At 52.5% G+C, this 16,466-nt stretch carries 15 protein-coding genes; 8 read left to right on the top strand and 7 right to left on the bottom strand.

Annotated features, from left to right (window positions below; translation table 11 throughout):
• Nucleotides 1–41: 41 nt before the first annotated feature.
• The 3 genes from BZG20_RS09470 to BZG20_RS09460 are packed head-to-tail and all read right to left on the bottom strand — an operon-like array spanning nt 42 to nt 6,732.
• Nucleotides 42–2,672 carry a glycosyl hydrolase family 18 protein gene (locus BZG20_RS09470; protein ID WP_077578837.1) on the bottom strand — a complete coding sequence of 877 codons (2,631 nt, stop codon included), beginning with the start codon at nt 2,670–2,672 and terminating at the stop codon, nt 42–44.
• Between the two features lie 9 nt (nt 2,673–2,681).
• Entirely contained in the window at nt 2,682–3,854 is a 1,173-nt protein-coding gene (locus BZG20_RS09465) for a lytic polysaccharide monooxygenase (RefSeq protein ID WP_077578836.1), read from the bottom strand.
• A 52-nt stretch (nt 3,855–3,906) separates the two neighbouring features.
• Entirely contained in the window at nt 3,907–6,732 is a 2,826-nt protein-coding gene (locus BZG20_RS09460; RefSeq protein ID WP_077578835.1) for a glycosyl hydrolase family 18 protein, read from the bottom strand.
• Nucleotides 6,733–7,342: 610 nt separating this feature from the next.
• On the opposite strand from BZG20_RS09460, the gene rpsF reads away from it, so the two are divergent.
• From rpsF to rplI, 4 genes are read left to right on the top strand one after another with little or no spacing between them, the layout of a single operon-like run.
• Nucleotides 7,343–7,753 (top strand): 30S ribosomal protein S6, encoded by a 411-nt coding sequence (gene rpsF, locus BZG20_RS09455; RefSeq protein WP_046074370.1) that lies wholly within the window; start codon nt 7,343–7,345, stop codon nt 7,751–7,753.
• 8 nt (nt 7,754–7,761) lie between these two features.
• The gene (priB, locus tag BZG20_RS09450; RefSeq protein WP_046074369.1) at nt 7,762–8,064 is read left to right on the top strand and encodes a primosomal replication protein N; all 303 of its coding nucleotides are present in this window, start codon (nt 7,762–7,764) and stop codon (nt 8,062–8,064) included.
• 16 nt (nt 8,065–8,080) lie between these two features.
• Complete coding sequence (gene rpsR / locus BZG20_RS09445) at nt 8,081–8,308, top strand: 30S ribosomal protein S18 (protein WP_021023493.1); 228 nt, start codon at nt 8,081–8,083, stop codon at nt 8,306–8,308.
• A gap of 32 nt (nt 8,309–8,340) precedes the next feature.
• Nucleotides 8,341–8,790, top strand: a complete 450-nt coding sequence (rplI, locus tag BZG20_RS09440; RefSeq protein WP_046074368.1) for a 50S ribosomal protein L9 — start codon at nt 8,341–8,343, stop codon at nt 8,788–8,790.
• 47 nt (nt 8,791–8,837) lie between these two features.
• Here the strand turns inward: rplI and BZG20_RS09435 are convergent, their stop codons facing one another.
• Nucleotides 8,838–9,584: a DUF481 domain-containing protein gene (locus BZG20_RS09435; RefSeq protein WP_077578834.1), complete on the bottom strand. Its 747-nt coding sequence runs from the start codon at nt 9,582–9,584 to the stop codon at nt 8,838–8,840.
• Nucleotides 9,585–9,761: 177 nt separating this feature from the next.
• Between BZG20_RS09435 and BZG20_RS09430 the strand changes: the two genes are divergently transcribed.
• A complete protein-coding gene (locus tag BZG20_RS09430; RefSeq protein ID WP_077578833.1) occupies nt 9,762–11,153 on the top strand; it encodes a replicative DNA helicase in 1,392 nt (463 codons plus the stop codon).
• Nucleotides 11,143–12,273 (top strand): alanine racemase, encoded by a 1,131-nt coding sequence (gene alr / locus BZG20_RS09425; RefSeq protein WP_077578832.1) that lies wholly within the window; start codon nt 11,143–11,145, stop codon nt 12,271–12,273. The genes BZG20_RS09430 and alr overlap by 11 nt, the downstream gene beginning before the upstream one ends.
• 40 nt (nt 12,274–12,313) lie before the next feature.
• On the opposite strand, the gene BZG20_RS09420 is transcribed toward alr, so the two are convergent.
• Complete coding sequence (locus BZG20_RS09420) at nt 12,314–12,748, bottom strand: secondary thiamine-phosphate synthase enzyme YjbQ (protein WP_077578831.1); 435 nt, start codon at nt 12,746–12,748, stop codon at nt 12,314–12,316.
• 229 nt (nt 12,749–12,977) lie between these two features.
• On the opposite strand from BZG20_RS09420, the gene pgi reads away from it, so the two are divergent.
• Complete coding sequence (gene pgi / locus BZG20_RS09415) at nt 12,978–14,633, top strand: glucose-6-phosphate isomerase (RefSeq protein WP_046074363.1); 1,656 nt, start codon at nt 12,978–12,980, stop codon at nt 14,631–14,633.
• A gap of 156 nt (nt 14,634–14,789) precedes the next feature.
• Here pgi and BZG20_RS09410 read toward each other — a convergent pair whose 3' ends face one another.
• Together BZG20_RS09410 and zur are read right to left on the bottom strand one after the other, a co-directional pair.
• Nucleotides 14,790–15,254, bottom strand: coding sequence for a chemotaxis protein CheX (locus BZG20_RS09410; RefSeq protein ID WP_046074362.1), 465 nt, complete (start codon nt 15,252–15,254; stop codon nt 14,790–14,792).
• 29 nt (nt 15,255–15,283) lie between these two features.
• Nucleotides 15,284–15,727, bottom strand: a complete 444-nt coding sequence (gene zur, locus BZG20_RS09405) for a zinc uptake transcriptional repressor Zur (protein WP_046074361.1) — start codon at nt 15,725–15,727, stop codon at nt 15,284–15,286.
• A 282-nt stretch (nt 15,728–16,009) separates the two neighbouring features.
• Between zur and azu the strand changes: the two genes are divergently transcribed.
• Nucleotides 16,010–16,456, top strand: coding sequence for an azurin (azu, locus tag BZG20_RS09400; protein WP_046074360.1), 447 nt, complete (start codon nt 16,010–16,012; stop codon nt 16,454–16,456).
• Nucleotides 16,457–16,466: the final 10 nt, after the last annotated feature.

Below are 16,466 nucleotides of genomic sequence, written 5' to 3'. Positions count from 1 at the left end.
CCAGCTTGGGGCGTTTTTTATTTGGTAGGAAAAGCAGCTCGTTACAGTAATTGCCAGACTGCGGCGCTGCCCGGCTTGTCGCCTTGCGTCCACCACTTGGCTTGGTAGCGTTGGTTGTTATATTCAACTTCAGCGCCGCCGGAATAAGCGACGGTCGCTTGCCATTCACTGCTTTGGTTGGCTTGGCTATCCCCGACGCGTTCCCATGGGTCGCCTTGGTCTGGGCGCTGGCCTTTGGTCCACCACTTGGCGCGATACTCAACCCCTTGATATAGGACACGATCGCCGCCCACATACACAGTGTTTTCATCCCACGTTGGTAAGCCACTGGCCGGCGTCACGGTTACCGTGAATTGCGCTTGCGTGGTGTTGTCGCCATCGCTGACCTCGACCGTGACCACATAGTCGCGATTCTCCGTCACGGTGGGCGCGGTCAGCGTGACCTGATCACCGGAGCCAGAAACGGCCAGATCGCCGGATGCACGGTAGGTGTAGCTAAGTGTATCGCCATCTGGGTCGTTTGCCTCAATCGTCACACTGGTTTGCTCACCGCTTTTCAGGCTAACAGGGGCGATAGGCGCCACGGTGGGGGCTTGGTTTTCACCCGGTACCACCACCTTAATGATGGCGCTGGCCTCGTCATCGGCTTGGCCGTCTGACACCGTCACCGACAGGGAATAGTCGGTGCTGGTGCTCACATCGGGAGCGGTCACTGTGACCGAATCCGTGTCGCTATTGGTCAGAGCCAACGCCGCATCGCCTTGCCAGCGATAGGTCAGTGTATCGCCATCCCGATCACGCCCATTGGCGGCAATGGTTAACGACGCTCCGGGCGCCAGCGTATAGCTTTGCTGCGCAAGGGTGACGGTTGGAGCACTATTGACGGGTGGTTGACCATCCTGTGCTAATCCCTCGTGCATCGCATTAAGGATATCGCCATTGTCGGCATCGATTTCCCAAGCAAACAAACCGGCAAAGTTATGATTACGCACATACTGGCCTTTGGCTTTGACCGAGCGTTGGTTGTCATAAGTGACGAGCTTACCGTTGTCTGGGTTCCAAACATAAGCCGCTTCGGCTTGCTCATCATAACCGGGTTGGAAGCCATTGATACCGTTCCCCGCGCTGCCGAGCATGGATTTGACGATGCCTTTGTAGTCAATCACACCGGCCTCCCAAATACCGTCTGCGGTGCTGCCTTTGATCGGGCCATTTCCGGGTGCGGTCATCGGGTTGCTAGGATCGGTCGCATTGGCAGGGAAAACGCCTTCCCAGCCACGGCCGTACATCGCGGTACCAATCACCATTTTTTCCGGTGGTACGCCGCTTTCTAGCAGTAATTGCACGCCATTATCGAGCGTGTAGGCAGGGCCTTTGCGGGGCTCGCCGTTATCATCGACGCCAGTACCATCACATTCATCGGCGCTCATATGACTGCCGCAGTAAAGGGCGGTTTGGTGACCGGTGACATTATTCCACGCGCCGAAAAAGTCGTAGGTCATGGCAAAGATGTAATCCATGTACGGCGCGCTGGCGCTGTAATCGACGTTGGCGATTTTGTCATAACCGGCACCGACGGCCGAGGTGAGTTGGTACTCACGGCCCGTGTCGGCCTCGAGCTCGTCCAACATCGCGCGCAGCTCACGCATTAAGGCTGCGTAGGCTTGGCTGTCTTTATCTGGATTGCCTAGATCTGGGTTGGCACCGCCACCGCCTGGGTATTCCCAGTCAATGTCGACCCCATCATAGAATTTCCAGGTCTGTAGGAACTCTTTCATCGACGCAACAAAGACATCACGGTTGGCTTTGTCGGTGAAATCATAGAAGGGGTCTGATAGGGTCCAGCCGCCCACGGATGGGAGAATTTTCAGATCCGGGTAGCGCTGCTTGAGCGCCATCATTTGTGCATAAGTGCCACCAATCGGATCTTTAGCTGGTGTGCCGGGCAGTTTTTTCTGAATCGCCGCCCAAGGATCGTGGATCACCACTTCATAGTCTTGTGAGCCTTGGCAGGCGAGCTCTAGTGCGCGCAAGCTGTTGCCATTTTCGATGTCGCCCAATGACTCATTGGGGCCACAAATGGGGATAAAGCCATATAAGATGTGGGTGAGATTCCCCGCGGGCACCTGACTGACATCGAAGTTACGGCCATAAATGCCCCATTCGACAAAGTATGCCCCCACCACGGTATCAGGCTGTTTGGGGTAGTCATTGTTATTGGGGTCGACATTCATCGGCAGTGGGTCAAGGTGCACACCGTCGGTGTCTGCGATCACGATGGGTTTGGCGGCACTGGTCGCGCACTGGCCATCCACGCCTCCCTCACATAAGGCGAGTTTAAGCTGGTGGCGGCCGCCTTTGTCATAGGGGAAAGTGACAACGCCAGATTTGGTTCCTGCCGGTAAGGTGCCTTGATTGACGATCTGATCGTCAAAGTACACCTTGTAGCTATCACCGCCATCACCGGACCAGGCATTCCATTTAATTTCAATTTGGACTTCGTCCACGCGTTGTACCAGATCTTTGTACGATCCGCGGCCATATTCGTCGACTTCAACAAAAGAATAGTTTTGTGGCTTCCAGTCCAAACTTGGGGTTGAGGGGGCCGCCACGGCGTGGCTGGCACCCAGTGCCCCAGCAATCGCCAGAGAGAGTAGGGTCATTGGCTTCATGTTTGCTCCTTATTGTGTCACGCGTTGCCAAACAAGGGCAGCGCCGGGTTGCTCGTTTCGTGTCCACCATTTTGCTTGGTAGATGTTATCGCCGTAGCGCACGCGATCCTTGGCCACATAGACCTCAGAAGCGCTCCACGCGGGCAGGTTGCTGGTGGGTTCGTCGGTAGCCGGGATCACCGACAGGTTGAAGCTATAGCTATCGTGATGGCTAAATACTTGGTTTTGCACCACGTCATCGGCATTAAACTGGATCTCACCGTTGCGCATCACCCCGATACGTAAGGGCTCGTTAGCCTGTTGTTCGATAAGGCTGGCCAGCGCGTGTGGCCAATTCGCCACATTTTGGTCCGTCAGAGTGAGTGTGACATCTACCACTTCTTGGCCTTGGCGGTTGTGCAAGCGGGCACGTACGCGATCGCCCAAAGCTGCCATTTGTGGATGCGGGACAAAGTAGCCCAGCTCGTGCCATTGGGCTGGCGCTGTCTGACGGGGAGTGATAGTGATGTCGGCACAGTTGTAGAAGCCTTCACCGGCCGGATCAATGCGTTGCCAACGGCTATAGAGAATGGCGTCACCTTGACGATCGGCGGGCAGGGTCACGGTCATCTCGTAATAACGGTTTCCGTCATCGCCGATCACAATGGGCAGATCGCCAAAGGTGTCGATCTTCTCGAGATCATCCCACGTCAGCGCATCGGTCGCGCCGTTGTAGTCTGGCTTGGTGAGATAAATTTCCCAATAGCTTGGGTTGTGAGGTGTGGTGGCGCGAAAGCGTACATCAATTTGGCCATTGCCATCTGGGGTGACCTCGGTGCGTTGCCAATCCGGTGAGGGCAAACTGATACCAGATTTATTGGGATCGCCGGCACCACATAAGTTGCCATCGGTAACGGCCGCTTTCACCGCATCCATATTGCGATAATCCGCCACCAATTGCGCTGATTCGTGGTGTTGTACAAACGGGTAGTGCCCCGATTCTAAGAACGCAGCGCGACAGGCAGCGTTAGGGATTCGTGATCCATCTGAAGGCCACCAATAGCCCCCTTGCCCATGGCAAATCGCTTGGCGTGCTTTGGGGCTGTCTAAATAGCCATGTGCCATCACCTGTGAACTGCTTGCGACCAGCGCAAGGGCCACGGCGGTACGACAGGAAAACTGTGTGAACGAAGACTTGAACATAACGACTCCTTAACGGGGGCACGCAGCCCCCGCATTCAAGACCAGAAATGGATTAGAGACTGCAGACTTGGCGCCAAGCTTGACCACCGGGTGCCGCTTGGGTCCACCACTTGGCTTCCCATACCGCCTCTTGGTAGATAAGTTGGTCGCCACCGCTGGCATGGTTGCCCCCGTTAGGCCAGTTGGGATAGGTACTCAGGCTGGCAACATCGACGCCGGGACACTGAGACTCTCCGCCACTTTGGCTGGTGCTACCGGGTAGCGCAGGCGGAAGGCTTGGATACTCCTGCTTCACCGCATAGCGCTGGCCATCTTTTTCGATGGTGATATTGGTCGGGTTGGTGATCGGCATGTAGTACATCACCTGAGCATCCAAGGTTTCACCGGGCTTAAAGCTTTGCTCAATGCCGCCCCATTCGTTAATCAGGGTGATGGCAAAGCGATGGTGCGTAGCATCAAACCCGCCGATGTTGTTGCCACTGGCGTTGCTGCTATCACGGACCACTTCCATGCGTAGCTTTTTCTGAGCGTTCCAGTCAGATTTAAAAATGGCCGAGGTGGAAACTGGCACATCAAAGCTGATGGTGGCGCCCGATAAGTCCAGATCGGAGTGGTTGGTAAAGCGGAACGTGGGGCGAATAGGATAGTTGTCATCGCCCACTGGGAAGTTCAGCGCGTCAAAGGTGACATCCACTTGCTCGCTTGGCACTTGGAAGTTGGCATCGCCACGTTGCAGTGAGTAGTCGCTGCCAGCTTGTTTAAAGGTTTGGTACGCCAGCGAAGTCAGGGTATCGCCCATAAAGTAGGCWTGACGCTGATCATCATAGCGATAATCCCCCGCCAGCTCCCAGAACATCACCCCGCCTAGACCTTTATTGATCACGTAGTCGACCTTTTCGGCCATCGAGGTTTCGTCTTCCATCGATAGGAATACGCGTTTTTCTTCGTTCCAAACCCACGGCGCTTTGGCGATGTCATCGTAATAACGTTGATAGTTACCGGTGAGACGGTCGCTAGGATCTTGCTCAGGATCGAGTCCGTACTCCGCGGCGTAGGCCGGTAGTTTGCCGTCGAGCAGGTTTTTCACATGCCATAAAGGGTTGGAGCCAGCAGGCACTTCGTTGCCGAGCTCGTCCACATCATGCCAAAGGTTATCAATGCCGATTGCACCGTTGCCGCATTTGTTTTTCTCACCGACCCCGGTGCCGGCAGGGCACTCACTTTGGTTTGGTAATGGCGCGCGTCCCCAAAGGCCTTTATCGCCGCCTTGTACGTCTTTAAAGCCGCGGGTGTAATACGGGATACCGATATTGATACGGCCGGGAGACATACCGCCCATAAAATAGGTTGCTGCCCAGTCGGTATTTAAATAACCAATTCCCTCGAACTCAGGGGTTTGGTAAACATTCCACTGTTTAAGCTCCGAGTCTTCGCCGGTGTCGTACAGCGGCGCTTGATGGCCAACATGATCATTCCATGCCCCATGTAGGTCATAGCTCATGATGTTGACGTAATCTAAGTATTGGGTGGTTTGGAAGGTTTCCATCCCGCGCAATAAGTAACCCGACGACGGTGCGGCGATGGTCAGCATATAGTGCTTGCCATCTTGCGCACTGGCTTTATCGAGCGCTTCACGTAGCGATTTCATCAGCACTTGGTAGGATTTATTCAAGTGCGCCCGACGTGGGTTAGAGTATTCGAAATCGTCCGGATGTCCCGAGTCTTTCATTGACGATGGGTATTCATAATCAATGTCTAGACCATCAAAGCCATACTGGCGCAAGAAGGCGACGGCACTGTCGGTGAAAGCTTTAATGCCTGCTTGGTTGACACTGCCATCGGCATTGGTGGTCATGGTGTAGAAACCGCCACTGTCGATACGCTCGCCGTTTTCACCGAAGTAGCCCCCAGTTTCGGCCCAGCCACCCACGGAGATCAGCGTTTTCACGTCGGGGTGCTGCTTTTTATACTTGTTGAGCAAGTTAAAGTGGCCTTTGTACGGCAGGGTTGGATCCATCTCTGCGCCGGCCACGCCCGGCCAGGTCATCTGGGTTGCTGGATTATCGGGGGCATTGGGATCGCCGATAGACAATTGGTTGTCCGCATTGACGTGAGCAAAGGCGTAGTTAATGTGGGTGATCTTGTCCCAAGGAATATCGCTGACTAAATAAGCGGGCTGGCCGTTGGCACCGTTTCGCCAACTGGTGAAATAGCCGATAACACGGCGAGGGTGATCGGCGCCCATGTCTTCAAGGCCGTTCTCGTCATACACCGAACAATATGGCACGTCGACATCTGGGGTGGTGTATAAACCAGCCGGACGACAGGCATACTCATCGCCGCCGGTTTGGTCATCACCCACCACCTGTTGCAATGTTTGGGTATCGGTCGCGCCTTTGTCGTCGGTCACGGTGAGAGTAAAGGTAAAACGACCCGTTTGTTCGGCTTGCCAGTCAATGGTGGTCGCTTCTGCACCTTCATATAAGACAGTGTCGCCTTGTGAGAGCACGAATGAGGTCACTGTGCCATCCGTATCGGCCCCGGCGAGGGTGAAGGTGAGTGTGTCGCCAACCTCAACGGGTCCAGACGGTGACACGGTTAAGGTTGCGGTAGGGGCTTGGTTAACGCTGCCCGCGCACTGGCCGAGGATTTTCCATGCTTTCCACTCGCCAGACTGAGTGGCAGGATCGGCTTGCGTCCACCACCTTGCCTCATAGGCGGTATTGTCCGCTTTAACTTGATCCCCTTTGGTGTAGGTATTGCCATTCTGCCAACCGGGCAGGGGCTGGCAATCAACCGCAGCGTGCACACTGGGGCTACTTAACGCGAGCCCCGCCAAACCTAGCGCGACGGCACGTGATGGCGTCATTAGTTTCATATTTTGCTCCCAAAATTTTTGAAGCGAATTTCATCAATGCAGTCAGTGATTGATGCGTCCTTCCCTACGCTTTTTGCACTAAAAAACCGACTTTCAGGTCAAGCCTAGGCAACAATGTGGTTATATTGGGCAATGAATGCCAAGAAATGGAGGCGAAGGTGTAATAATTTGAGCGCGGGTTCAGAAATTAATTATCGATAAAAAAGAAGTGCATCAATAGCGTGATGTCGGTTGAAAATTAAACAAACTTGACAGTTTGCAGGCTTGATTTCTTGATTTTTTTGCGATTCGTCATGCTTTTTCGGTCTATGTCACGGAGAATGTTATCAGTAGGTTGTTGTTTTGACCGAATTAAGTGGTGCGCACATTCTATGTTGTAAAGGGGGAGGATAAGGCGCGTGTTCCGATAAGTAACGCAGCGAGGGCCTTTTGACGTTGTGGTGACACGGTGACAGAAAGATAAGCGGATAAAGAGAAAATCTGTTTGCTTATGGCGCTGCAATTCTGTACTATCTCGCGCCTGATTCTCGGTCTTTTACTTTTCGTTCCTTGCTTCCGCTGGACGACCGAGCCAATTGTGGAAGCTGATTAATCCGTAAGGAGCAACTCAATGCGTCATTACGAAATCGTATTCATGGTGCACCCTGATCAAAGCGAGCAAGTTGCTGGCATGATCGAGCGTTACACTGCGTCTATCAAAGATGCAGGCGGTCAAATCCACCGTCTAGAAGACTGGGGCCGTCGTCAACTGGCTTACCCAATCAACAAGCTGCACAAAGCACACTATGTTCTGATGAACGTAGAAGCTGAGCAGGCTGTGATTGACGAGCTGGAAAGCATGTTCCGCTTCAACGACGCGGTGATCCGTAACATGATCATGCGTACCAAAGACGCTATCACTGAGCCATCTGTCATGATGAAGGCTAAAGAAGAGCGTACCGCTAAGCGTGAAGAGCGCCCAGAAGCGAAACCAGAAGCAAAAGCTGAAGCGCAAGCTGAAGGCGAAAACGCAGCTGAGTAATTGCTGTGATGACCAATCGGTTGGAGCTTGCTGGTGTTATCAGTAAAGGTCCGGTCCGTCGCCAAAGTCCTGCAGGAATTCCGCACTGTCACTTTGTGTTAGAGCACCGTTCCACGCAGGTTGAAGCTGACCTACCTCGACAAGTGTTTTGTCGCTTATCTGTGGTAGCCAGTGGGCAAGTGTCAACACAACAAACGCAAAATTTAGTTTTAGGCAGCCATATCAAGGTAAGCGGGTTTCTCGCCTACCAAACCAGCCGACAAGGCGAGGGTAAATGGGTATTGCATGCCGACAACATCATAGACATTTAGATCAGGAGATAAGCCCATGGCACGTTTCTTCCGTCGTCGTAAATTCTGCCGTTTCACTGCAGAAGGCGTTACAGAGATCGACTACAAAGATGTAGCGACTCTAAAAAATTACATTACCGAATCAGGTAAAATCGTACCTAGCCGTATCACTGGTACTCGTGCTAAGTATCAGCGTCAACTGGCTCGTGCTATCAAGCGCGCTCGTTACCTGGCCCTGCTGCCGTACACTGACAAGCATCAGTAATCGGAACTGTCCAAGTTAGAGAGGATTGAAGAATGCAAGTTATTCTACTTGATAAAATCGGTAACCTGGGTGGCCTAGGTGATCAGGTAACTGTTAAATCTGGTTATGCGCGTAACTTCCTTATCCCTCAGGGTAAAGCAGTTATGGCAACCAAAGCCAACATCGAACACTTTGAAGCACGTCGTGCTGAGCTAGAAGCGAAAGTTGCTGAGCAACTGGCAGCCGCTCAAGCGCGTGCAGAAAAAGTTGAAGCACTAGAAGCGGTTGAAATCGCGTCTAAAGCGGGTGATGAAGGTAAACTATTTGGTTCTATCGGTACCCGTGACATCGCTGATGCTGTGACTGCAGCAGGCGTTGAAATTGCGAAAAACGAAGTGCGTCTACCAGAGGGCGCATTGCGTCACACTGGTGAGTACGAAATCAGCGTACAGCTGCACTATGACGTGTTCGCAACCGTAAAAGTAAACGTTGTTGCTGCTTAATCGCGCATCAAAACGTTGATCAAAAGCCAGCCCTCGGGCTGGTTTTTTTATAGCCACTGATAGCGGAGGCCGACGGTTAGCACGCTGTCGTGGTGCTTCAATCCTGGTGGCACATCCGTCATATAGTTGTGTTTGCTGGTTATTTTTATCGAAAGCTTTTCGGTAATGGTAGAAGCCAGAGTGACGGCAGCTTCCACGCTGGTATTACTGGCGCCCGAGATTACAATGCTTCTCCCCTCTAAGCTGACACTGTCGACCAGTTGCCACTCTCCTTTAGCCTGTGCACGAATCACCGGCTCGCGAACCGAGTAAGGCATGATGAGATCGTCATCGTCGATTTCATCAAGATTGGGACGCTGGTAGCGATACCCTGGCCCCACTTCCGTGCTGAGTTGGAAGGTGTCACTTTGCCACCATTGGTGGCCAAGCCCTGTGGCCAACATAAAGTCATCGTAATAGGGACCGTAGCGGTCAGCGACATAGGTAGCGTTCAGTAAGACATAGCTGCGCGCGCTAATACCACGGTTTGCTTGGGCTTCTAATTCTGTTTTACGTTTATCTTCCTCGCCATCTTTTTCCACTTGTAGCACGCTCGCGCTGGCTTGATAACGTGTTTGTTCGCCATCATATTGGCCATTCACTTCCCCGTTGACTGTTTGTGAATCGGCATTGCCGCTTAACTGTTGCAGTCCTAACGACAAATCACTTTGCCAAGGGGATGACGTGGTCTCCGTGGCGTGGCTAAAAGGGATATATAATGTGGACATCACAAGGAAGAGGGACGGCACTTTCATCGTGAATCACCTGTTGACAATATCGCGCCTTATCCTAGGTGTCCTGGCCTCCTAGGCGGTCAAATTTAAGTTAAAATCTCGGGGACTTATTCAGCGTTTGGAAAAAAATGCTGTATGGGGCAGCGTCCTGCGAGGACAGCGGGTATAATGACCCCCAGTAGCAATAGGTGAGTTTTTATGGCAGACAATCGTAAACCCGCAAAAGATCAGCAAGTCGCTAACCTCAAAGTGCCCCCACACTCTATCGAAGCCGAGCAGTCTGTGTTGGGTGGTTTGATGTTGGATAACGAACGTTGGGACGCGGTTGCGGAAAAAGTGGTCGGCCATGACTTTTATAGTCGTCCGCACCGATTGATTTATGAGTCCACCAAGTCTTTGCTTGATGAAGGCAAGCCGCTTGACTTAATCACCTTATCTGAACACCTAGAAAAAACCGGTCATTTGGATGATGTGGGCGGCTTTGCTTATCTGGCTGAGTTGGCTAAAAATACGCCAAGTGCGGCGAATATTGTCGCTTATGCGGATATTGTCCGCGAACGAGCCATGGTTCGTAACCTGATCGGGGTAGCCAATGAAATTGCGGATGCCGGCTATGACACCCAAGGGCGCACGTCAGAAGATCTGCTCGATATGGCGGAGAGCAAGGTGTTTGCGATTGCTGAGTCACGAACCAGTGAGACCGAAGGGCCGCAACATATCGACTCGGTGCTCAGTAAAACCCTTGAGCGTATCGAAGAGCTTTTCAAAACCCCACAAGATGGAGTCACGGGCGTATCGACCGGCTTTACTGATCTGAACAAGAAAACGGCAGGTCTGCAGCCTTCTGATCTTGTGATCGTGGCGGCTCGTCCATCAATGGGTAAAACCACCTTTGCGATGAACCTGTGTGAAAACGCGGCGATGGATCAAGAAAAGCCAGTACTCATCTTCTCGCTCGAAATGCCAGCTGAACAGCTGATGATGCGTATGCTGGCTTCGCTCTCACGGGTTGACCAGACCAAGATCCGTACCGGTCAGCTTGATGATGAAGACTGGGCGCGTATCTCGTCATCGATGGGGATCTTAATGCAGAAAAAGAACATGTACATCGATGACAGCTCCGGCCTAACGCCGACTGATGTGCGTTCACGCGCGCGCCGTGTTGCCCGTGAGCATGGCGGGGTGAGCATGATCATGGTCGACTATCTGCAGCTAATGCGTGTTCCTGGCTTGCAAGAGAATCGAACCCTTGAGATTGCCGAGATTTCTCGCTCGCTCAAAGCGCTCGCCAAAGAGTTGAATGTGCCTGTGGTGGCGCTATCACAGCTTAACCGTTCGTTGGAGCAACGGGCCGACAAACGCCCGGTTAACTCGGATTTGCGTGAATCGGGTGCCATTGAGCAGGATGCTGACTTGATCATGTTTATTTACCGCGACGAAGTCTATAACCCGGAAAGTGCGATGAAAGGGATTGCAGAAATCCTGATTGGTAAACAGCGTAACGGCCCGATTGGCTCAGTACGACTGACTTTCCAAGGGCAGTATTCGCGATTTGATAATTATGCAGGGCCGGCGTTTGATGACGAGTAATCCTTTTATCATGACGAATGCGGCCAAAGCCGTTATCGATCCGGAGGCGATGATACACAACATCCAGGTGATGCGTCGCCAAGCGCCCAATAGCAAAGTGATGACAGTGGTTAAATCGGATGGTTACGGCCATGGTTTGGTCTCAGTGGCCTCCACACTTGCGCCTTATAGCGATGCTTTTGGGGTGGCACGGATTGAAGAAGCACTGACGTTACGACAGGCCGGTATACGCTTGCCTATTGTTTTGTTGGAAGGTTTTTATGAAGCCGACGAGCTGCCGCTATTGGTTGAACACCAACTGACCGCCACGGTGCACTGTGATGAGCAAGTCACCATGCTGACTAACGCGACACTGAGTGAGCCTTTACCCGTGTGGTTAAAGGTCGACTCAGGGATGCATCGCTTGGGCTTCGAGCCGGACCAAGTACCAGACGCGCTCTCTGCCCTGACAGCGTGTGACAATGTGGCGCCTGACATCGGCTTTCTCAGTCATTTTGGTTGTGCCGATGAAATGGATAACCCCATTACGCAAGCGCAAATAGACACCTTCACACAGGTGACAGAAGGACTGCCGGGTGAACGCTCACTGGCGGCGTCGTCGGGAACCTTGTTTTGGCCGCAAAGTCACTTTGATTGGGTGCGACCCGGCATTTGCCTATATGGTATTTCGTCGCGGATTGAACTGACGGGTGAACAGCTGGGCTTAAAACCGGCGATGCGCTTAACCTCAAGGGTGATGGCCGTTCGCAAGCTAAAAGCCGGTGAGCCGGTAGGGTATGGCGCGCGCTGGCGTAGCGAACGCGATACGCTGATTGGTGTGATAGCCATCGGTTATGGCGATGGCTACCCACGACTGGCGCCCGATGGCACCCCTGTTTGGTTGAATGGCCGCGAAGTGCCACTTGCTGGGCGGGTATCGATGGATATGATCACGGTCGATTTAGGGCCAGATGCCACTGACAAAGTAGGGGATGAGGCGGTGTTATGGGGGCCTGAGCTTCCCGTCGAGCGCATTGCCCGCTTGGTCGATACCATCGGCTATGAGCTCGTGTGCCAAGTGACCGGCCGAGTGCCGCGCCAATACCTGACCACCACCTCCGAGCGGCGGGCGGTGGGCTAGGCCCCGCCACCCTTATCTAAACGCATGCTGGCCAGCGAGACTAGACGTTGGCTTGTGGTGTGCCTTGCAGGGTCACTACCAAGGTACGCATGCCGCCCTCATCGCGATGCTCGCCCAGATAAATCCCTTGCCACGTGCCTAAATTCAGCCGACCTTGGCTGATGGGCACCGTGACGCTTGCGCCTAACAATGACGCTTTGATATGCGCTGGCATGTCATCGTCCCCTTCGTAGGTGTGGCGATAATAAGGCGCTCGCTCAGGCACTGAGTGATTAAAGTGCGCCTCCATATCTTGGCGCACGGTCGGGTCGGCGTTTTCATTGAGGGTTAAGCTCGCCGAGGTGTGCTTGATAAACACTTGCACCATACCTACATTCATGTCGCCCAACATGGGGAGCGCGTGCACGATCTCGTCGGTGATCAGGTGAAACCCGCGCGGCCGAGCACGCAGACGAATCTCAGTTTGATACCACATAAGCAATCCTTGTTGTGATCTTTATCGTATGCTGTTGGCTCACAGGCGATCCAACTATTCTATGATTGATCGCAACCTACTCACAGCGATTAGATGTGAGAATCGAGCCATGATTATGTAATATTACACCAATGACCGCTGCGTACAGCGTGGTGGTGCTGACGTTATACAGGATCCTTGCCTGCTGTGATACCCACAGCAGCACTCACAACGCGATTTGGATGACATGATGCTAAAGACAACGAATCCCACTCAGACCGTGGCGTGGCAATCACTGACCGCCCATTTTGAAGAAGCGCAGGACTACACACTGGCTGATCTGTTTGCTGATAACCCAGAGCGATTTGCCCACTTCTCAACGCAATTCGAAGACAGCATTCTGTTGGATTATTCCAAAAACTTGATCAGCGAAGAAACGCTGACCAAGTTATTGGCACTCGCCGACGAAACCGGGGTAGCTGAAGCGATTGAGTCAATGTTTAGCGGTGAGAAAATCAACCGTACAGAAGATCGCGCGGTTCTCCACACAGCACTACGTAATCGTAGCAACACGCCTGTGATGGTTGACGGCGAAGATGTGATGCCTAAGGTTAATGCGGTACTGACGCAGATGCAGTCTTTTTCCGAGCGCGTGATCAGTGGCGAATGGAAAGGTTATACCGGTAAAGCGATCACCGATGTGGTGAATATTGGTATCGGCGGATCAGACTTGGGTCCTTATATGGTCACTGAAGCGTTGGCGCCGTATAAGAATCACCTTAACCTGCACTTTGTCTCTAATGTCGACGGCACCCATATGGCCGAGACGTTAAAAGACCTTAACCCGGAAACCACCTTGTTCTTGGTGGCGTCAAAAACCTTTACCACCCAAGAAACCATGACCAACGCACACACGGCGCGAGACTGGTTTATGAATGCAGCAGGGGATGAGACCCAGGTGGCGAAGCATTTTGCCGCGCTATCAACCAATGCCGATGCCGTGGCGAATTTTGGTATTGATACCGCCAACATGTTCGAGTTCTGGGATTGGGTTGGCGGCCGCTACTCACTGTGGTCGGCGATTGGTCTGTCTATCTGCTTGGGTGTAGGTTACGACAACTTTGTCGCGCTGCTTGATGGTGCGCACCAAATGGACAATCACTTCAAAACCGCGCCGATGGCACAGAACATGCCGGTTTTGTTGGCACTGATTGGTCTTTGGTACAACAACTTTCACGGCGCGGAATCAGAAGCTATTTTACCGTATGACCAATACATGCACCGTTTTGCGGCTTACTTCCAGCAAGGCAATATGGAATCAAACGGTAAGTATGTCGACCGCAATGGTCGCCCGGTTGACTACCAAACAGGGCCTATCATCTGGGGCGAGCCAGGCACGAATGGTCAGCACGCTTTCTACCAGCTGATCCACCAAGGCACCAAGTTGATCCCATGTGACTTCATTGCTCCTGTGCACAGTCATAATGCGATTGGCGATCATCACGCCAAATTGATGGCGAACTTCTTCGCCCAGACTGAAGCGCTAGCCTTTGGTAAGAGCCGTGAGCAAGTCGAAGCTGAGTTGACGCAAGCGGGCAAATCAGCCGAAGACGTGGCTGCGATTGCGCCATTTAAAGTGTTTGAAGGCAACCGTCCAACCAACTCGATTTTGGTGGAGAAAATTACCCCTTATACACTTGGCGCGCTGATTGCCATGTATGAGCACAAGATTTTCACCCAAGGGGTGATTTGGAATATCTTCAGCTTTGATCAGTGGGGCGTTGAGCTCGGTAAACAGCTGGCGAGTAACATTCTGCCTGAGCTCGGTGATGCGCAGCAGGTCGAAAGCCACGATAGCTCAACCAATGGCCTGATCAACGCGTTTAAGCAGTGGCGCCAAGCCTAAACTGAGCGGAACCGTGATTGAGAAAGTCAAACGCCGCGATGGTTATCGCGGCGTTTTTATATTTTTGGGGCCAACTATTGGGGTCCAACCATTGGGGGCCGCCTAGTGAGCTATCGCCTTTGGCACAACGCGTGACCGTCTGCGACGTATGTCTGTTTAGTGATCGAAGCAGATCTCAATAAAGGCAGTGCCGTGCGGGGATTTAAATGGCATGATGATCACAGGCCCATCACTTTTGTGGTTGATGGTATGGCCTTTGCCGGATACGACCACAGGGGTCGCCATCTCAAATTCGAAGCCCTTTTCTGACAAAATACGCTTCGCACCACCTGTCACCATATTGGTGATCTCACCGACCATATCCGTCACTTCTTCATCAATCGACTCGGACCGCTCTCCAAGCATACGCTGCATGATTTCAAGCGCCATATCTTCATCAAAGGTGACGGAAAAGGAGCCCTTAGTCTGTGGGCCGACCATGCCAATTAACCCAGAAACGTCCCCTTTGGCGATCTCTGACTTTTTCAAGTGAGGCTTCTCTGGCTGGATTTCCAGCTGTGCCATCGTCTGTAGCACATTGATCAGTGAAGTAAGAAACGGGTTGACGAATTGTGCTTCCATAAAGAATGTCCGTCCTAATCAATTCAGTATTAGTGAGCTAGGCATTGTGCGCAGGTACCATGGGTTTCAATCACGTGATGTTGGACCTCAAACCCCATTGTTTGCGCCTTTTCACGCAACGCCTCAGAAAGCTCCTCAGTGTGACACTCTTCCACGGTGCCGCATTGATCACAGATGAGCAGTTGGGAGCAGTGCCCCTGGTGGCCAAGATGACAACAAGCGATATAGCTATTGGTTGACTCCACCTTATGCACAAACCCCTGCGCTAACAGAAAGTCTAGCGCACGATAAACCGTTGGTGGTTTGGCTTGTGGCTCTGTTTCACGCAGCTCGTCTAGCAGCTCATAGGCGGTGATCGCACGTGAATAGTTGGCGATAATCTCGTAAACGCGCGTCCGCTGCGGCGTTAATCGCACGCCGCGTTGCTCGCAAAGCTGCTGTGCGCGGTGCAGTAACCCAGTGGTGTTGGTCATAGCGCCTCAAAGTGCTAACAGTCAGTCAGTTATATTACCATAGCTGTATAACATCGCACCCCACCTATCGTCATCCTATGCGCTTTGCCACAAGTGTAAATAGGTAGTCCAATATCACTTGATCGCGATCAGTTACCCTACAGTAATGATAGAAGTAAAAATAAAAACCAATCAGTCGATTTTTGAATCGGCTAACTGTTTTGCGCTGTCATGTCAGTATGATGACAGCGTGCCACAGGCATTAAAAACATACCTTTACATCCATAATAGGAGTATGTACCGATGAAAAAACTGTTAGCCCTCGCCGCCCTGGCGTTCGCGTCTGTTTCAACGCAAGCGGCTGCCAATGAGTGTGAGTTAACTGTCACCACCGGCGATAAAATGGCCTACGACCAGTCATCGTTGTCCGTACCAGCAAGCTGCAGCGAAGTCACGTTAACGCTGGAGCATCAAGGCTCAATGCCTGTGACCTCTATGGGCCACAACTGGGTGCTGTCGGAAACGTCTAACCTGCAAGATATCGCCATGAAAGGCGCCGGTGCCGGCGCAGATAACGACTATCTGCCACAAGGCGACGATCGCATCTTGGCACACACTAAGCTGATTGGCGGCGGTGAAAGCACCACCATCACCTTCTCAACCGAAGGTTTGCAAGGCAAAGACTTAACCTATTTCTGCTCATTCCCAGGCCACTGGACTGTGATGAAAGGCAAATTCACCATCGAATAAGTCTTGTCGC

Origin of the sequence: Salinivibrio sp. IB868, from assembly GCF_001995655.1 — a bacterium.
In the GTDB taxonomy this organism is placed as follows: Bacteria; Pseudomonadota; Gammaproteobacteria; order Enterobacterales; family Vibrionaceae; genus Salinivibrio; species Salinivibrio siamensis.
The sequence above is the reverse complement of the archived record's forward strand: the minus strand, read 5'-3'. Positions and strand labels throughout refer to the sequence as shown.